Raw genomic sequence first — 15,691 nt, 5'->3', positions numbered from 1 at the left:
ATGAGGCACTCAGGAGGTAGCGGTGCACCTGGTCACCTTCCGCCACAACGGGCGTACAAGCTTCGGGCGGCTCACGCGGGACAGTGATGCGATCATCGACTGCGCTGACGTGCTCAGCCCCGAACTCGGCTCGGTGAGGGCCGTACTCGCCGCCGGGGCGCTGGAGCAGGTTCGGGCCGCTACCGAGGGCAGCGCCGGCGATGTGAAGCTCGCAGATGTCGAACTGCTCCCCCCGGTCCCCGACCCGGCGAAGATCCTCTGTGCGGGCGTCAACTACCGCACGCACAGGGAGGAGACCTCGCGTCCGGAGAACGCCTACCCGACGGTCTTCCCGCGCTACGCCGACTCCCAGGTCGGCCACGACCAGCCGCTGATCCGGCCGACCGAGACCGAGTCCTTCGACTACGAGGGCGAACTCGCGGTCGTCATCGGCAAGGGCGGGCGGCGCATCCCGGCCGAGGACGCCTTCGCTCACATCGCGGGCTACTCCTGTTACCAGGACGGCAGCGTCCGGGACTGGCAGCGGCACTCCGGCCAGTGGGTCACGGGCAAGACCTTCCCGGCCACCGGCGGCTTCGGCCCGGCTCTGGTGACCGCGGACGAGGTGCCCGACGTCGCGGCTCTGAACCTGGTGTGCCGGGTGAACGGTGAGGTCCGCCAGTCCGCCTCCGTGGCCGACCTGATCTTCTCCATCCCGGAACTGATCGCCTACATCTCCACCTTCACACCGCTGGCCCCCGGCGACGTCATCGTGACCGGCACCCCGGGAGGCGTCGGCCTGTTCCGCGAGCCGCCGGTGTTCCTGCAGCCCGGCGACGTGGTGGAAGTCGAGATCTCCGGTGTCGGGACGCTGCGCAACCCCATCGCCGGGGAGATCTGACCGATGGCTCCGGGTCGGCGTCGGACACGGCGGACCGATCGCGACGCCGCTGCCACCGTCCGGGAGTTACTGCCGGACTGAGTAGGCCCCTCCCGGCGCCCCGGGTGCGCGAGCACCTGTGGCCGTCTCGCCACCGGGCGGGTTCGCTCCGCCATCGGACGCAGCCTCCCTGCCCGAGTCCGCTACGGCTCAGGGAGATCATGGAAGCGGCCGGCCCCGCCGAAAACCGCCCTGACCAGCGCCCGCGGCCTCGCACCAGGCCCGCACCCCCGCAAGCCAGCACAGTCCCGGAAAGGAGGCCGCCGTGAGCCTGCACAGCCTGCGCCACATCACCCTCGGCATCCCCGACCCCGCCCCCGTCGAGGAGTTCTACACCGAGTTCGGCCTGCGCCCGCTCGGCCAAGGGCGTTTCGCCTCCCGCGACGGCGGCGAGCAGCTCCGGCTGGTCAGCCGCCCCACCCGACGCCTGGTCGCGATGACCATCGGAGCCGACGACCAGGACGACCTCGGACAGGTGGCATCGAGCCTCCACGCCCAGGGGTTCGCCGCCCGGCGCGAGGAAGCCTCCGTCAGCGCGGTCGAACCGGTCAGCGGCGTAGCCGTACGCGTCGAGATCGCCGAACCCATCAAGCAGAACGACGACGGCCCGCTCCCCGAACCGAACTCGCCCGGACGTCCGCTGCGCGTCAACGCCCGCGCCGAGGGCCTGTCACGAACGGCACCCGTCGCACCGCGCAAGCTCGGGCACGTCGTCCTCGGCTCCACCGACCTGGCCACCTCGATGCGCTTCTTCGTCGACGGCATCGGCTTCAAGGTCAGCGACAGCATCAAGGACCGCGGCTCCTTCCTGCGCTGCTCCACCGACCACCACAACCTGCTCGTCCAGAACACCCCTGTCACGTTCGTGCACCACAGCTCCTGGCAGGTCGAGGACGTGGACGAGGTCGGGCGCGGCGCCGCGGCCATGCTGGACGCGGATCCGGCGCGCCATGTGTGGGGGCTGGGACGCCACCATGTCGGATCCAACTTCTTCTGGTACCTGCGTGACCCGTCGGGGACCTTCGCCGAGTACTACAGCGACCTCGACGTCATCGTCGACGAGGACCTGTGGAAGCCCGAGGTCTTCAGCGGCCGGCACGCCCGTTACAACTGGGGTCCGCCACCGCCGCCCTCCTTCCTCCGGCCCGACGACCTGGCCGAACTCATGACCGGCGCCCATCAGCCACGCGGCTGACCCTTCCCTGCACTGTTCATCTGCTCCGAAGGACCGCAGATGAACAACCAGAGTCCTCGCACGGGACACCACGTCATCCCGACTACGTCACCCACTCCGCCCCAGTGTTCCGACCCACCAATGGAGGTAGGTCATGAAGGTTCGCCGCGTCCTCGTAGCCAATTCCGAGGGCATGAGCCGCGTCATCGAAGACGGTGAACCGCCCAGAACGGCGCTTGCCGCCGAGACTCCGGGCTTCGAGCAGACCCTGGTCTGGTACACGCCGCCAGTCCCCGCACTCACCCACCCGGGCAGCGACCCCGCGGTCGCCACCCCGACGCTGCTACCGGAGCCGGGCGGGACGAGCTTCATCATCGTCACCTTCCCGCCCGACGCGGTGTACGCCGACCCGGGCTTCGATCCGGCCGCGGCCGCAGCCGAAATGGGGCGCATCAGCCCCGGGCTCGCCGAGCTGTTCGAGCCGGACAATCCGGGCATGCACACCACGACCACCGTCGACTACGACGTCATACTCGACGGCGAGCTGTGGCTGGCCCTCGACGAGGGAGAGGTGCGGCTGTCCGCGGGAGACGTCGTCGTCCAGCACGGCACCCGGCACGCGTGGCGCAACAAGAGTGACAGACCCGCGACGCTGATGGCCGTGCTCATCGGTGGACGGGAGCCGGTCGACTCGGCGAAGGAGAACGCATAGTCACTTCGCCGAACGACTCGGCTACGCGAGCCGCTTGGAGCGGTCCGGAATCACCGGCGTCGGCCGGGGCCGCGGGAGCTTCACCGACACCACCACCAGCAAGGGAAGTACCTGATGAACCAAGCACCGCACGGCGCGCCCGCCACGGAAGAGTTCGACACCGACGTCCTCGTCGTCGGTACCGGTCCCACCGGCGCCACGTGCGCGCTCGCCCTGGCCACGTACGGCGTCCGGGTACGCGTGGTCACCAAGTGGAACTGGCTGGCCAACAGCCCCCGCGCGCACATCGCCAACCAGCGTGCCCTGGAGGTGCTGCGCGACCTCGGCGTGGAGCAGGAGGCAGCCTCGGTCGCGACGCCGTGGAACCTGATGGGCGACACCGTCTTCACCACCGGCCTCGCCGGTGAGGAGGTCGCCCGGCTGCGCACCTGGGGCACCGGCGAAAACCGGCTCAGCGACTACCTGCAGGGCAGCCCCTGTCCCGTGCTCGACATCCCGCAGCCCTACATGGAGCCGGTACTGGTCAAGAACGCCGCGGCCCGCGGCGCCGAGATCACCTTCAGCACCGAATACCTCGGCCATGTGCAGGACGAAACCGGCGTCACCTCCACGGTCCGCGACCGGCTCACCGGACACGAATACACCATCCGCAGCCGCTACCTCGTAGGCGCGGACGGCGCCCGCTCCAAGATCGCGGAGGAACTGGACCTGCCCATCGAGGGCGTCATGGGCCGTGCCGGCAGCATCTACACCCTCTTCAAGGCCGACCTCACCCGATACGTCGCCCATCGACCCGCCGTTCTGCACTGGATCATGACCCCCGGCGCCGGCTACGGCGAGATCGGCATGGGAACCTTCCGGGCCGTGCGCCCCTGGCACCAGTGGATCGCCGGCTGGGGGTACGACATCGAGGGACCGGAGCCGGATCTCAGCCACGAGGCGGTCCTGCCGCGCATCCGCGAGATGATCGGCGATCCGGACGTCGAGATCGAGATCGAGAGCGTCAACACGTGGCAGATCAACCAGGCCTGGGCCACCCGGTACTCCGCAGGCCGGGTCTTCTGCGGGGGCGACGCCGTCCACCGTCACCCCCCGTCCAGCGGGCTCGGCTCGAACACGTCGATGCAGGACGCCTTCAACCTGGCCTGGAAGCTCACCTACGTGATCAAGAAGTGGGCCGGGCCCAAGCTGCTCGACTCCTACTCCGACGAGCGCGTGCCGGTGGGCGCGAAGATCGTCGCCCGCGCCAACCAGTCCCGCGTCGACTACGGCCCGCTCAACGCGGCGTTCCGCACCGAGGGCCAGGCCGACCCGGTCGCGGCCGGACTGGCGAAGATCCGCGATACCGGCCCCGCCGGCGTCGAGGCCCGCGAAGCCCTCGTTGCCGCCGTCGAGTTGAAGAACACCGAGTTCAACGCCCAAGGCATCGAACTCAACCAGCGCTATGAATCCTGCGCCGTCATCCCCGACGCCGAGGCAGGCGAGGAGGCCTGGGAGCGCGACCCCGTGCTGTACCTGCAGGCGACGACCCGGCCGGGCGCCAAGATCCCGCACGCGTGGTTGGTCGACGAGAGCGGACACAGGGTCTCTACCCTCGACGTGACCCAGAAGGGCAAGTTCTCCCTCGTCACCGGCCTGGCCGGCCAGGCATGGGTGCACGCGGCCGACAAGGCCGATCTCCCCTTCCTGCGGACCGTCGTCATGGGCGCCAAGGGTACGGAGGACGCCTACCACGACTGGCACCGCGCCCGCGAAATCCACGAAGCCGGAGCACTGCTGGTCCGCCCCGACGGCTACATCGCCTGGCGCCACAGCGAAGCGGTCTGGGAAGCCGAAGAGGCCTTGCACCTCCTCCAGGAGGCCCTCACCACCCTCCTCGGCTGAACGGCCGCCCGCCCCCCACCGGTCACGGACGGGCTCCGCGCTACGACACCGCGGCATCGGCCGACCGCCAGGAGGACCTGGAGTTCGTGGCGAGGATGATCCACGGCAAACCCGGCTTCAGCAACGAGATCACCGTCGCGACGCTGGACTGCCTCTTCGAGATGGATCCCCGAGCCGAAGGAACTCGTCGAGTACTCCGGCCGGCACTACGTCCCTCAAGGGCTGAGCCTTCAGACGCCTTCCCAAGAACACAGTGGGATTTCACGCCTTGCGGGCTGCAGACCTACAGCACGTCCCCGTCAGAGACCGAGGCGACGACCTCAGGGGCTATTAGGCGGGAGCGCCTGCGCGACCGCGTTACCCGGAGACCTGCGTGACCGGCAGATCCTGCTCCGTCCAGATGCACTTGCCGTTGTGGAGGTAACGGGCCCCCCAGCGCCGGGACATGGCCGAGACGAGCTGCAGGCCACGTCCGCCCTCGTCGGTGTAGCTGGCGTGGCGGATGCGAGGGGTCGTGAGGCTGCCGTCGTACACCTCGCACGTCAGGGAACGGCTGCGCAGCAAACAGAGGCGGATTGGACCCGTGGCATGCCGGACGACGTTGCCGATCAGCTCGCTCACCAGCAGTTCTGTTGTGAGCGTGAGCTCGTCGAGCCCCCATCTTTCGAGCTGTTCACGGACGTATTGCCGGGCCTGTCCGGCTGCCCGGGGATCGTTCGGGAGGTCGAGCGAGGCGACATCACGAGCGGCCGTACATCTTGTATGGACGATGAGGAGGGCCGCGTCGTCAGTCGTCTGATCGCGATCGGGAAGCAGAGCCGACACCACCGTGTCACACAACTCGTCCAGGCGTCGGCCGACATCGTTCTCGTCAGCGTCCTCGAAGCAGACGGAGGCGGCTGTCGCCGGGGAGAGGACCTGCAGCAGTTGGGTCAGTCCTTGGTCGGCGTCGCGGGTGGGGGATTCGACCAGCCCGTCCGTGTAGAGGACTAGGAGGCTCTCGTCGGGCAACTGCAACTGGTGGGTCTCGAAGGGCGGCTTGGCGGCGCCCAACGGCGGGTCGGGGATCACGTCGGAAAAGTGCACACTGCCATCGGGGTGGACGACGACCGGTGGAGGGTGCCCGGCCAGGGAGTAGGTGCACGTTCGGGCCACAGGGTCGAAGACGGCGTACAGGCAGGTGGCGTAGAAGTCCTCGCCGAGATCGGAGACCAGGTCGTTGAGACGGCTGAACAGCTCGTCGGGAGGCATCTCCAGGTCGGCCAGTGTGCGTACGGCCGTGCGCAGCCGGCCCATCGTGGCCGCCTCGGCGATGCCGTGCCCCATGACGTCGCCGATCACCACGGCCACCCGGTCGGCGGACAGGGGAATCAGGTCGTACCAGTCGCCGCCCACCTCCTCTCCCCGACCTGCGGGCAGGTACCTGGCGGCGGCGCGGGCGGCGGGCAGGCGAGGCAGCGTCCTGGGCAGCAGTCCACGCTGCAGTTCCCGAGCGCGGGCGTGCTCCACGTCGTACAGGCGGGCTCGCTCCAGTGACTGACCGAACAGCCCGCTCAACGCCGTCAGCAAAGAGCGTTCCTCGTCGCTGAAGGAGCGGGGCCGGCTGAAGGACACCACACACAAGCCGATGGTGCGACCGGAGGCGATCATGGGCAGGAACGCCCATGCCGCCTTCGGCGACGCCTCGTTCACGTGTCTCATCGCCGGATAGCCTCTGTCGAGCTCCGCCCGCGATTCGACGAACCGGGGAATACGGGTTCGCAGTACATCCTTGATGATCGAGAAATGTGTGGCCAGCGGCGCCCTGTCGAGCAGGCTGAGGAACTCCTGCGGATACCCGACAGCCCCCACGACGTTCAGGCGGCCGCCTTCGAGAACGAGGAAGACCAGCCCGTCGGCCCCGAAGGGCGGCAGGATGAACGTGGCGCCGGCCTTCACCACTTCGTCGGAGGTGACGGCCTCGGCCAGTGCCGCGGTCAGGTCGCCCATGCGGAGAGACCGGTCGGCCGGGGGTACCGGCCCTGAACCAGACGGCGCACCGGGCCCATCGCCACCGAGCCGCGCACCGGCCCACCTCGCCAACGCGCGCAGCAGGGACCGCCGCGTGTCACTGGGCTCCCCCGCCTCTGCCATGAGCACCGACAGCACACCGATCGGCCCTTCGGCTCCGGGAAGGGGCACGGCAGCCGTGCCGACCGCGCCGGTGCCCAGACTGTCACCCGGGACATACACGAAGGCATCGCACCGCAGCGCACATGCGGGCGCGGCATCCTGTTCCTCGGAGAGATCCACCCACGCTCCGGCGCTCGCCCGGGAAAGTCCGCCGGCCGCGGCCAGGAGCAGCCGACCGGCGGCACGGTCGTACCGATGGACCAGCACGCCGACGCCCCCCAGGCAGACCGTCGCCTGCTGGAGCACCAGGGCCAGCGTCTCCGAACTTCGCGCTTCCTCGCCCCAGCGGTCCGCGCTCTCGGCCGCGCGGGCGCCGAATGGCAGTCGCTCAGCTTGCTCCGCGGCGCTTACGGAACCAGCCTTCTCAGCCGTCACCGCGCCTCCTGCTCACACATGCACGACAGGTAGCGGCCGCGCGGCCTCCACCAAGAGCTATCGGGCATATCGTCACATTGATGTCAGGCTAGCACCGGCGGCCACACGTCGTGCCATCTATCTGAACGTCGCCTGCACGGCACCGCTGGAGCCTTTCGCCTACGTGCACCCCGGTCACGCACACGCAAGTATGTCCTGCATCACACCCGTGTTGCCTACGGCATCGCCGGTGACCGCCCCTCGGCGAATTACGCTCAGAAGCTTCCGTCAGCCACATCAACCCAGGTTGATGTCCTGCCGGAGTGGCGGATGAACTGCGTGTTAACCAGGTGTTGACCGCCTTACCCGGGGCCGGTTTTAGTGGCTGTCGACGGTGTTTCCAGTGTCTTACCAGAAGCCCACGAGACGGATTATCCGCGGGCGGGCGCCGTTGATCCCGAAGGGTGAATCACGTGAGTCTCACGGAAATTTCCTCGACAGCCGAACCTTCATCCAAGAGTGGCGAGGATCGGATGCTCGGCTTCACCACCATGGAGGAGGAAGTCCGCCACGACAGCCTTCCCATTGAGGGTGCGGTACCGGAATGGCTGACCGGGCGCCTGATACGGGTGACGCCCGCTCTGCTCGACTGGAAGAGTCCGACGGGGACGAAATCCATGGGCCACTGGTTCGACGGTCTGGCGATGATCAATTGTTTTTCGTTCGGTGCGGGAAAAGTCGCCTACGCCAGCCGGTTCCTGCGGACTCACGCGTACCGCTCGATCCGCGAACGCGGCGTCCTGGGCGAACCCGCGACCATGGGAACCGATCCCTGTCGGATCATGGGCAAGCGCATCATGGCGATGTTCGACCCCAAGCAGACGGACAACACCAACATCAACGTGGCCCGGATCGGCGAGAAGTATCTCGCGCTGACCGAGGTCCCCCTGCCGGTGGAGTTCGACCCGGACACCCTTGAGACCTATGGACAGGTCAAGATGGAGTCCGATGTCGCCGGCCAGCTCGGCCCGGTCGCCCACCCGCACTTCGACCGCGACAGCGGCGACATGATCGCCTATTTCACCAACATGGGACCGCGGCCGACCTACCGCGTGCACGCCTGGGCTCCCGGCACCACGACGCGCCGGGAAATCGCGCGCGTGCCCACCAACGGCACCCCCCGGTACATGCACAGTTTCGCGATGACGGAGCGGTACATGGTGCTGACCGCTCAGCCCATGACCTTCTCGGCGGCGGCCCTGGCCCGCACCGGCCGCGGCGTCGACGCCCTCAAGTGGGACCCCGACGGCAGCACGGAGTTCATCGTCGTGGACCGCCACAGCGGACACGTGGTCGGAAGGTTCGAAGGCGAGCCGTTCTTCTTCTTCCACCACTGCAACGCCTACGAGGACGGTGACGACATCGTCGTCGACGTGGTCGCGATGAACGACGCCGCCTCGGTGTGGTCCCTGAAGCTGGACCGCCTGCGCGACCCGGAACACAAGCCGCGCTTCTACGGCGAGCTGCGTCGGTACCGGATCCGGCCGTCCAGGCGCCGGGTCTCGGTGGAGACGCTCTCCGAGGCGCACCTGGAGTTCCCGCGGATCAACTACGCGCTCGCCAACGCGCGTGACTACCGTTTCGCCTACGGCACCGCCTATCGGACACCTGACAGCAGTTGGTTCGACGAACTGGTGAAGATCGATGTCACCACCGGCGGTGATGTTCGCTGGTCGCGGGACCACTGCTTCCCCGGAGAGCCGGTCTATGTCCAGAAGCCCGGCGCCGACGGCGAGGACTCCGGGGTCGTCCTGTCCGTCGTGCTGGACGCCAAGGCCGGTTCGTCCTTCCTGCTCATCCTGGACGCGACCACCTTCGACGAGCTGGGCCGCGTACAGGCGCCGCACCACATAGGGTTCAACACCCACGGCGACTACTTCGACTGAGGACCAGCATGAGTACGAGCCAGGAGGAGACGCGGAAGCCGGGCTCAGGCCGAGGTACTGCCTCACCCGGTCCCGAGGCCGACGCCTTGCAAGCGATCGCCGAGCAGACGGAACTGCTCCGCGCCTTCACCGTCGCGGTGGAGGCCGCCCGCGGTGAGGCCGTCGCCGCGGCCCTGGCGGCCGGCGCGACCTGGCTCCAGCTGGGAGACGTACTCGGCACCACACCGCAGGCCGCACACAAGCGATATGCCTCTGCTCGCCGTCCCACCGACGGCGCTGGTCATGCCGCGGAGCCCGCCGACCAGGCCTACCTCCTCGACCGGCTCATCGCTGTCCGGGTCGTCCGGCTGGCGGAGCTGATCCAGACCACCACCACCGCTCTGGTGGAAGCCCCTCACGGGCTGGGCCACAACGACCTCCGGGTCATCCGGCTTCTCGACCACGCCCCACTGACCGTGTCCCAGCTCAGTCGGCGGGCCCGGGTGGACAAGGCCGGTGTCAGCCGGTCCGTGTCCAGGCTGGTCAAGCGCGACCTCGTGGAGAGGGTGCCCGCCGCTTCCAGCAGCATGGCCCGCTACCGGCTCACCGCACAGGGCGACGCGATGGTGAAATCCCTGGCCCCGATTTCACTCGACCGTCAGCGTGCGCTTCTGGGCAACCTACCCGAAAGTGCCGCGGTCCTCATTCTCGACCTATTGCTGCGCAATGCCGAGGTCGCGGTCCGGCAACTCAGCGACCCTCCGCGCCAGTAAACACGAGGAAGCAAGAACCGCTTTCGCTCGAAAGTGCGGGCAATCGATGATTGCCCGTGCCCATTCGCACACCCTTAGGAAGTGATTTTCGTGGTTCATTTCCCCCCTGTCCCGGCCGGCCGGGAATTCCACGCGCCGGGTCGGTTCGAAATGTCGCTGGAGGATGTGGAGGTGGTCGGCGAGATCCCTCCGGAGATCGACGGCATCTTCTACCAGTCCGGCGCCGACAGGCGATATCCGTCACGCGTCGAGAACGACATCGTGTTCAACGAGGACGGACTCGTCCAGTCCCTCCGCTTCAAGGACGGCCGGGTCGACTTCAACCGGCGTTACGTACGCACCCCCCGCTTCGAACTGGAGCGTGAGGCCGGGGAGGCCCTGTTCGGCGCGTACCGCAACCCGTCCACCGACGACCCGAGGGCCGCCGACGCCAACCGGGGCCTGGCCAACACCAGCGCGCTGGTGCACAACGGGACACTGTTCGCCATGAAGGAGGACAGCCCTCCGATCGCGATGAACCCCCAGACCCTGGAAACGATCGGCAGCTGGGACTTCGAGGGAGGGCTCACGAGCGTCAGCTTCACCGCGCATCCCAAGAAGGATCCCGAGACCGGTCAGCTGATCGCCTTCGGGTTCGGTGCCAAGGGGCTCATGACCCGGGACGTCGCGTACTACGAGATCAGCCCTGAAGGGAAGATCACGCACGAGGCCTGGTTCGAGGTCCCGTACTACTGCATGCTGCACGACTTCGGTGTCACCCGGGACTACGTCGTCTTCCCCGTGATCCCGCTGGTCGGCGACCTGGACGAGATGAGGGCCGGCAAGCAGCACTACGGGTGGGACCGGACCAAGGACGTCTTCCTGGGGGTCATGCCGAGGGGCGGTGGCGCCGAGGACCTCCGCTGGTTCACCGCGCCCAACCAGTTCGCCTCGCACGTGATGAACGCCTTCAACGAGGGCACCAGGGTCTCCATCGACCTCGCCGTCTCCGACTCGGTCGTCTTCCCGTTCTTCCCCTCCTACGACGGCACGCCCTTCGACCCGGCGGGCGCGCGGGCCAAGCTCACCCGCTGGACCGTCGACCTGGCCTCGACGAGTACGCGGTTCTCCGAGGTGCGCACGCTCACCGACTTCATCGGCGAGTTCCCGCGCAACGACGACCGGTTCCAGATGGATCACTACCGGCACGGCTGGCTGATGGAGCTGGACGGCCAGAGCCGTAACGCGCTGGCCCACGTGGACCTCGACAAGGGCACCACCACGGTCTGGAGGGCACCCGACCCCAGCACGATCCTCCAGGAACCGTGCTTCGTTCCCCTCTCGGACACGGCTGCGGAGGCGGACGGCTTCCTCATCCAGGTCGCGGGGGTCGTCTCCGAGATGCGCACCGAGATCCTGCTGTTCGACGCCAAGGAGATCGAACTGGGACCGATCGCCACCATGAAGCTGCCGGTCCGGCTGCGTCCTGGCTACCACGGCAGCTGGGCCGGCGCCGACGAACTCGTCCCCGCCGGTGCGGAGGGAGCGCTCTGATGCCGTTCGACCACGCCGCCTACGCGGAGCTCTTCAACTCCGGCGACGACGAAACCCTGGTGAAGCGCTACTTCACCGAGGACGCCGTCTTCTCGGGTTCGTCCACGGACCTGAAGGGCCACGACCAGATCCTGGCCTTCCTCAACCAAGCCCACGACGGGATCCGGGAGACGATGCGACCCCAGGTCGTCACCCGGAGCGCCACGCACATAGCCGCTGAGATCGACATGGACTTCCACGCCACCGAGGACCGGCCGGGCTTCGCCTTCCGCCCTTTGTCCCGTGGAGAGTTCACCACCGTCAAGTTCTTCGTCACCTACGAACTCGACCCGACCGGCGAACGCATCGCCGGACTGCGCACGGCGACCTGGGAGGCCGACCACGGGGTCACCCCGGCTCCCACCCGCATCCGCCCGGACGCCGCTGGCAAGCGCGCCTTCCAGGACTACCTTCTCTCGTTCAGCGTCGCCAACACCGAACGGTTCCCCCAGTTCTACACCGACGACGTGGAACTTAGGTTGCCCTCGGTGGGAGTGCTGCGCGGCCGTGAGACCATCGCGGCCTATTACGACGGCATGTTCCGGTCGGTGCGGGAGACCCTGACCGCACACGCCATCGTCGTCGACGAGGACCGGCTCGCCCTGGAGGCGACCTCCCGCTTCACCGCGATCGAGGACGCCCCGGACTTCTCCATCAGCCCGCTGAAGCGGGGCGAGAGCGTCGAAGGCGACTACTTCATCCACTACACGCTGCGCGACGGGCGCATCCGCCGGATCGGCATCGCGCGACGCGGCCCGATGCGCGGCCCGTTCATCGCCGAGCCCGGGGAATCCGCGGAGGCGGTGGCATGACCGAGTACCTGTTCCGCACTCCCCTGTCGAGCCCGGAGTCCCGCGGCGGCGTACCACCGCGGGACCGGCTGGAGCGCCGCCCCGGCATGCTCATCGAACGCGACGTGGCGGTCGAGGTCGCACCCGGCGAGCACGTCTACGTCGACGTGTACCGCCCGGACAACGACGCCCCCGCGGCCCCGCTGATCAGTTGGTCGCCGTACGGCAAGCACAATCCCGCGCCCATCGGTGTCATCTATCCCCACAGCGGTGTCCGCCCGGAACACACCTCGGAGATCACCGCCTTCGAGTCCCCCGACCCGGAGTACTGGGTACCGCACGGGTACGCCATCGTCCTCGCCGACATCCCCGGCACCTGGTACTCCGAGGGCCGTGCGACCTACTGCTCGCCGGAGGAGGCGCAGCGCTACGCCGCCCTCGTCGAATGGGCCGGCACCCGGCCATGGAGCACCGGAAAGGTCGGCCTCTCGGGGGTCTCGTACCTGACGGTGTCCCAGTGGCGGGTGGCCGAACTGAACCCGCCGCATCTCGCCGCGATCAATCCGTGGGAGGGCTGGACGGACACCTACCGGGAGGTCGTCCGGCACGGCGGTATCCCGGAGACCTCGTTCTGGCCCTACATACAGCAGCGCTGGGGCGCGAGCACGACGGAGATCGAGGACCTGGCCGCCGAGACCGAGGCACACCCGTTCTTCGACGACTTCTGGGCGTCCAAGAGCGCCGACCTCGAACGGATCACCGTGCCCGCCTTCGTGGTCGCCAGCTGGTCCGACCACGGCTTGCACAGCCGGGGCACCCTGGAGGGGTTCCGCCGCATCTCGTCCGAGCACAAGTGGCTCGACGTCCACGGCCGCAAGAAGTGGGCCTACTACTACGAGCCGGCGAACGTCGAACGACAGCGCGTCTTCTTCGACCGCTTCCTGCACGACCGCGGCCCCGGCCCGCACGACTGGCCGCGCGTCCGGATGGAGGCCCGTCGGACCTCGTACAACGGGAACTTCCGCACCGCCGCACAGTGGCCTCCGGAGGAGACGGAATACCGGCAGCTGTACCTGCGCGCGGGAACGGGGACGCTGAGCCCCAAGCCCTCGGACACCGAGGAGTCGGTGAGTTACGACAGTCTCGGCAGCGGGCTCGCGTCGCACCGTGCCTCGTTCGAGTTCACCTTCGACGAGCCCACCGAGGTGATCGGGCACGCCGTCGCCTCACTCCACATGTCCGCCCCTGAGGCCGACGACCTGGACGTCTTCGTCGCCCTGTTCAAGCTCGACGCCGAGGGAAACCACGTCCACTTCCCCTATTTCGCGCAGTTCGACGACGGCCCGGTGGCGGTCGGCTGGCAACGTGCCTCGCACCGCGAGCAGGACACCGAACGCTCCACCCCGTACCTGCCCGTCCTCGCCCACCGCAGGCAACTGCCCGTGGCCGCCGGTGAGACGGTGCGCCTCGACATCGAAGTACTGCCCTCCGGCACCCGGTTCGAGGCCGGTGACCGGCTTCTCCTGGTCGTACAGGGCAGCGACGTCAACCGATACCCCAAGCCCGCCGTCTACGCCCGCCACGAGGAGACGGTCAACCACGGACCGCACTTCGTCCATACCGGCGGCCGCCACGATTCTCACCTCACGGTCCCCGTACTGCCCGTCCCCACCGCAGGAGATCCCGCATGACCGAGATCGCCGATCGCCCCGCCGCTGTCCACACCGGCCTGTTCATCGACGGCAAGAGCGTCGACACCGACGACTACACCGCCGTCCACAACCCCGCCGCCCCTCACGAGGTCGTCGGCCACGCGGCCGCCGCGACCGAGGAGCTCGCCCGGTCCGCGGTGGCGGCCGCCGCCGCGGCGTTCCCCGGCTGGTCGGCCGTCCCCGTCCGCCGCCGTGCCGAGATGCTCGACGAGGCCTTCGGCTCGCTCGACGACACCGCGGCCGAGCGAGCGGGCCTGCTGGTGCGCGAGAACGGGAAGATCGCCTTCGAGAGCAAGATGGAGATCGACGTCTTCGGGATCCGCGGGCGAGCGGCCCTCGATCTCGTCGACTCCCTGGACGCACCGCCCCGGCGCTTCGACGGCCCGCCGCTGACATCGGAGATCCACGCCCTCCCCATGGGGGTCGTCACGATCATCGTGCCGTTCAACTGGCCGATCGCCATCCTCGCCGCGAGCCTGCCCTACGCTCTCCTGGCCGGCAACACCGTGGTCATCAAGCCGCCGCCCACCTGCCCGCTCGCCCTCGTCCGCACGATCGAGCAGTTCGCCACAGCGCTGCCTGCTGGTGTCGTCAACGTGGTGACCGGCAGCAACGACGCGGTCGCCCCGCTCATCTCCGATCCCCGCGTCGCCAAGATCGTCTTCACGGGGAGCACCGCCGCCGGCAAGCGCATCATGGCGACGGCCGCGCAGAACCTGACCCGGCTCACCCTCGAACTCGGCGGCAACGACCCCGCGCTCGTCCTCGACGACGCCGACCTCGGCCCGGAAAGCGTCGGCCGTCTCGCGATGGCGGCGTTTCTGACCACGGGGCAGGTCTGCATGGCGGTCAAGCGTGTCTACGTCCACCGGTCCCGCTACGACGAATTGGTGGCCGGGTTGACCGAAGCCGTCGGCGCCCACCGGATCGGCCCCGGATGGGACCCGGCCACCACCATGGGACCGCTCAACAGCGCCCAGCAGCGGGACATCGTCTCCGCGATGGTCACGGAGGCGCGCGAGGCAGGTGCGGAGGTCCGCGAACTGGGCACCCTCGCCGACGATGTCGCGGCTTCCGGGGGCCATTTCCTGAGGCCCTCGCTCATCCTCGACCCTGACCCCGGTCTGCGGATCGTCTCCCAGGAACAGTTCGGCCCCGCTCTGCCGATCCTTCCCTACGACGACCTGGACGCCGTCGTCAGCGAGGTCAACAACAGCTGGTCCGGACTGTGCTCCTCGGTCTGGAGCAGCGACCACACCCGCGCCACGGCCCTGGCCAAGGGCCTACGCACCGGAACCACCTGGATCAACACCGCCAACGCCATGGCGTGCGACGACCGAGTCCCCTTCGGCGGACTCCGGCAGAGTGGACTGGGGCGTGAAATGGGCCCCGACGGCCTGCGCGCCTACACCGAACCGCACTCCGTCACCTGGTGATGTGACGGTCGCGCAGGGCTGGCTGCCCCACCAGACCCGCGACCAGCCCTGCGGAACCCATCTCGCGCGCGGCGGGCGGGTTCGCAGCGCCAAGGGCCGAACTCGTCGGGAACGCCGAACCACGGCTGGTCGGTTCAGGAGGGACAAGAGAAGCTGACTGGCGCCCCCCGCGGGACCGCGGCGGGCGCCCGGCGGGCAGACGAGCGTGAGGCTGTCCAGCTCCGCGGATCCGACGCCGCCGGAGAACCCCCGCGACCCCATCGCCAG

At 68.6% G+C, this 15,691-nt stretch carries 11 protein-coding genes; 10 read left to right on the top strand and 1 reads right to left on the bottom strand.

The window, feature by feature from the left end; genetic code table 11:
• Window positions 1–22: 22 nt before the first annotated feature.
• The 4 genes from ABZ848_RS44910 (at window position 23) to ABZ848_RS44895 (ending at window position 4,689) form a co-directional block, all read left to right on the top strand.
• Entirely contained in the window at window positions 23–880 is an 858-nt protein-coding gene (locus tag ABZ848_RS44910; RefSeq protein ID WP_360841523.1) for a fumarylacetoacetate hydrolase family protein, read from the top strand.
• A gap of 304 nt (window positions 881–1,184) precedes the next feature.
• Window positions 1,185–2,114 carry a VOC family protein gene (locus ABZ848_RS44905; protein WP_360841522.1) on the top strand — a complete coding sequence of 310 codons (930 nt, stop codon included), beginning with the start codon at window positions 1,185–1,187 and terminating at the stop codon, window positions 2,112–2,114.
• Window positions 2,115–2,247: 133 nt separating this feature from the next.
• Window positions 2,248–2,805 carry a cupin domain-containing protein gene (locus ABZ848_RS44900; RefSeq protein WP_360841520.1) on the top strand — a complete coding sequence of 186 codons (558 nt, stop codon included), beginning with the start codon at window positions 2,248–2,250 and terminating at the stop codon, window positions 2,803–2,805.
• 114 nt (window positions 2,806–2,919) lie between these two features.
• Window positions 2,920–4,689 carry an FAD-dependent monooxygenase gene (locus ABZ848_RS44895; RefSeq protein WP_360841518.1) on the top strand — a complete coding sequence of 590 codons (1,770 nt, stop codon included), beginning with the start codon at window positions 2,920–2,922 and terminating at the stop codon, window positions 4,687–4,689.
• A gap of 357 nt (window positions 4,690–5,046) precedes the next feature.
• Here the strand turns inward: ABZ848_RS44895 and ABZ848_RS44890 are convergent, their stop codons facing one another.
• Window positions 5,047–7,236 carry a SpoIIE family protein phosphatase gene (locus ABZ848_RS44890; RefSeq protein ID WP_360841516.1) on the bottom strand — a complete coding sequence of 730 codons (2,190 nt, stop codon included), beginning with the start codon at window positions 7,234–7,236 and terminating at the stop codon, window positions 5,047–5,049.
• Between the two features lie 512 nt (window positions 7,237–7,748).
• On the opposite strand from ABZ848_RS44890, the gene ABZ848_RS44885 reads away from it, so the two are divergent.
• From ABZ848_RS44885 to ABZ848_RS44860, 6 genes are all read left to right on the top strand, one after another.
• Window positions 7,749–9,161 (top strand): carotenoid oxygenase family protein, encoded by a 1,413-nt coding sequence (locus tag ABZ848_RS44885; RefSeq protein ID WP_360841515.1) that lies wholly within the window; start codon window positions 7,749–7,751, stop codon window positions 9,159–9,161.
• Window positions 9,162–9,169: 8 nt separating this feature from the next.
• Window positions 9,170–9,913 (top strand): MarR family winged helix-turn-helix transcriptional regulator, encoded by a 744-nt coding sequence (locus ABZ848_RS44880; protein ID WP_360841513.1) that lies wholly within the window; start codon window positions 9,170–9,172, stop codon window positions 9,911–9,913.
• An 81-nt stretch (window positions 9,914–9,994) separates the two neighbouring features.
• Window positions 9,995–11,446, top strand: coding sequence for a carotenoid oxygenase family protein (locus tag ABZ848_RS44875; protein ID WP_360841511.1), 1,452 nt, complete (start codon window positions 9,995–9,997; stop codon window positions 11,444–11,446).
• Window positions 11,446–12,297 (top strand): nuclear transport factor 2 family protein, encoded by an 852-nt coding sequence (locus tag ABZ848_RS44870; protein WP_360841509.1) that lies wholly within the window; start codon window positions 11,446–11,448, stop codon window positions 12,295–12,297. Before ABZ848_RS44875 ends, ABZ848_RS44870 begins: the two co-directional genes overlap by 1 nt.
• Window positions 12,294–13,967: a CocE/NonD family hydrolase gene (locus ABZ848_RS44865; protein ID WP_360841508.1), complete on the top strand. Its 1,674-nt coding sequence runs from the start codon at window positions 12,294–12,296 to the stop codon at window positions 13,965–13,967. Before ABZ848_RS44870 ends, ABZ848_RS44865 begins: the two co-directional genes overlap by 4 nt.
• Window positions 13,964–15,424 (top strand): aldehyde dehydrogenase family protein, encoded by a 1,461-nt coding sequence (locus ABZ848_RS44860; protein ID WP_360841506.1) that lies wholly within the window; start codon window positions 13,964–13,966, stop codon window positions 15,422–15,424. The genes ABZ848_RS44865 and ABZ848_RS44860 overlap by 4 nt, the downstream gene beginning before the upstream one ends.
• Window positions 15,425–15,691 lie beyond the last annotated feature (267 nt).

Origin of the sequence: Streptomyces sp. NPDC047081, assembly GCF_040643775.1 — a bacterium.
Taxonomy (GTDB): Bacteria; Actinomycetota; Actinomycetes; order Streptomycetales; family Streptomycetaceae; genus Streptomyces.
Note: the sequence above shows the minus strand (reverse complement) of the source record. Positions and strands in the feature narration are given on the sequence as shown.

What these genes read in the sequence shown, in the direction of transcription:
- ABZ848_RS44900 (WP_360841520.1), top strand. Translation starts at nt 2,248, where the DNA reads ATGAAGGTTCGCCGCGTCCTCGTAGCCAATTCCGAGGGCATGAGCCGC.
- ABZ848_RS44895 (WP_360841518.1), top strand. Translation starts at nt 2,920, where the DNA reads ATGAACCAAGCACCGCACGGCGCGCCCGCCACGGAAGAGTTCGACACC.
- ABZ848_RS44885 (WP_360841515.1), top strand. Translation starts at nt 7,749, where the DNA reads ATGCTCGGCTTCACCACCATGGAGGAGGAAGTCCGCCACGACAGCCTT.
- ABZ848_RS44880 (WP_360841513.1), top strand. Translation starts at nt 9,170, where the DNA reads ATGAGTACGAGCCAGGAGGAGACGCGGAAGCCGGGCTCAGGCCGAGGT.
- ABZ848_RS44870 (WP_360841509.1), top strand. Translation starts at nt 11,446, where the DNA reads ATGCCGTTCGACCACGCCGCCTACGCGGAGCTCTTCAACTCCGGCGAC.
- ABZ848_RS44865 (WP_360841508.1), top strand. Translation starts at nt 12,294, where the DNA reads ATGACCGAGTACCTGTTCCGCACTCCCCTGTCGAGCCCGGAGTCCCGC.
- ABZ848_RS44860 (WP_360841506.1), top strand. Translation starts at nt 13,964, where the DNA reads ATGACCGAGATCGCCGATCGCCCCGCCGCTGTCCACACCGGCCTGTTC.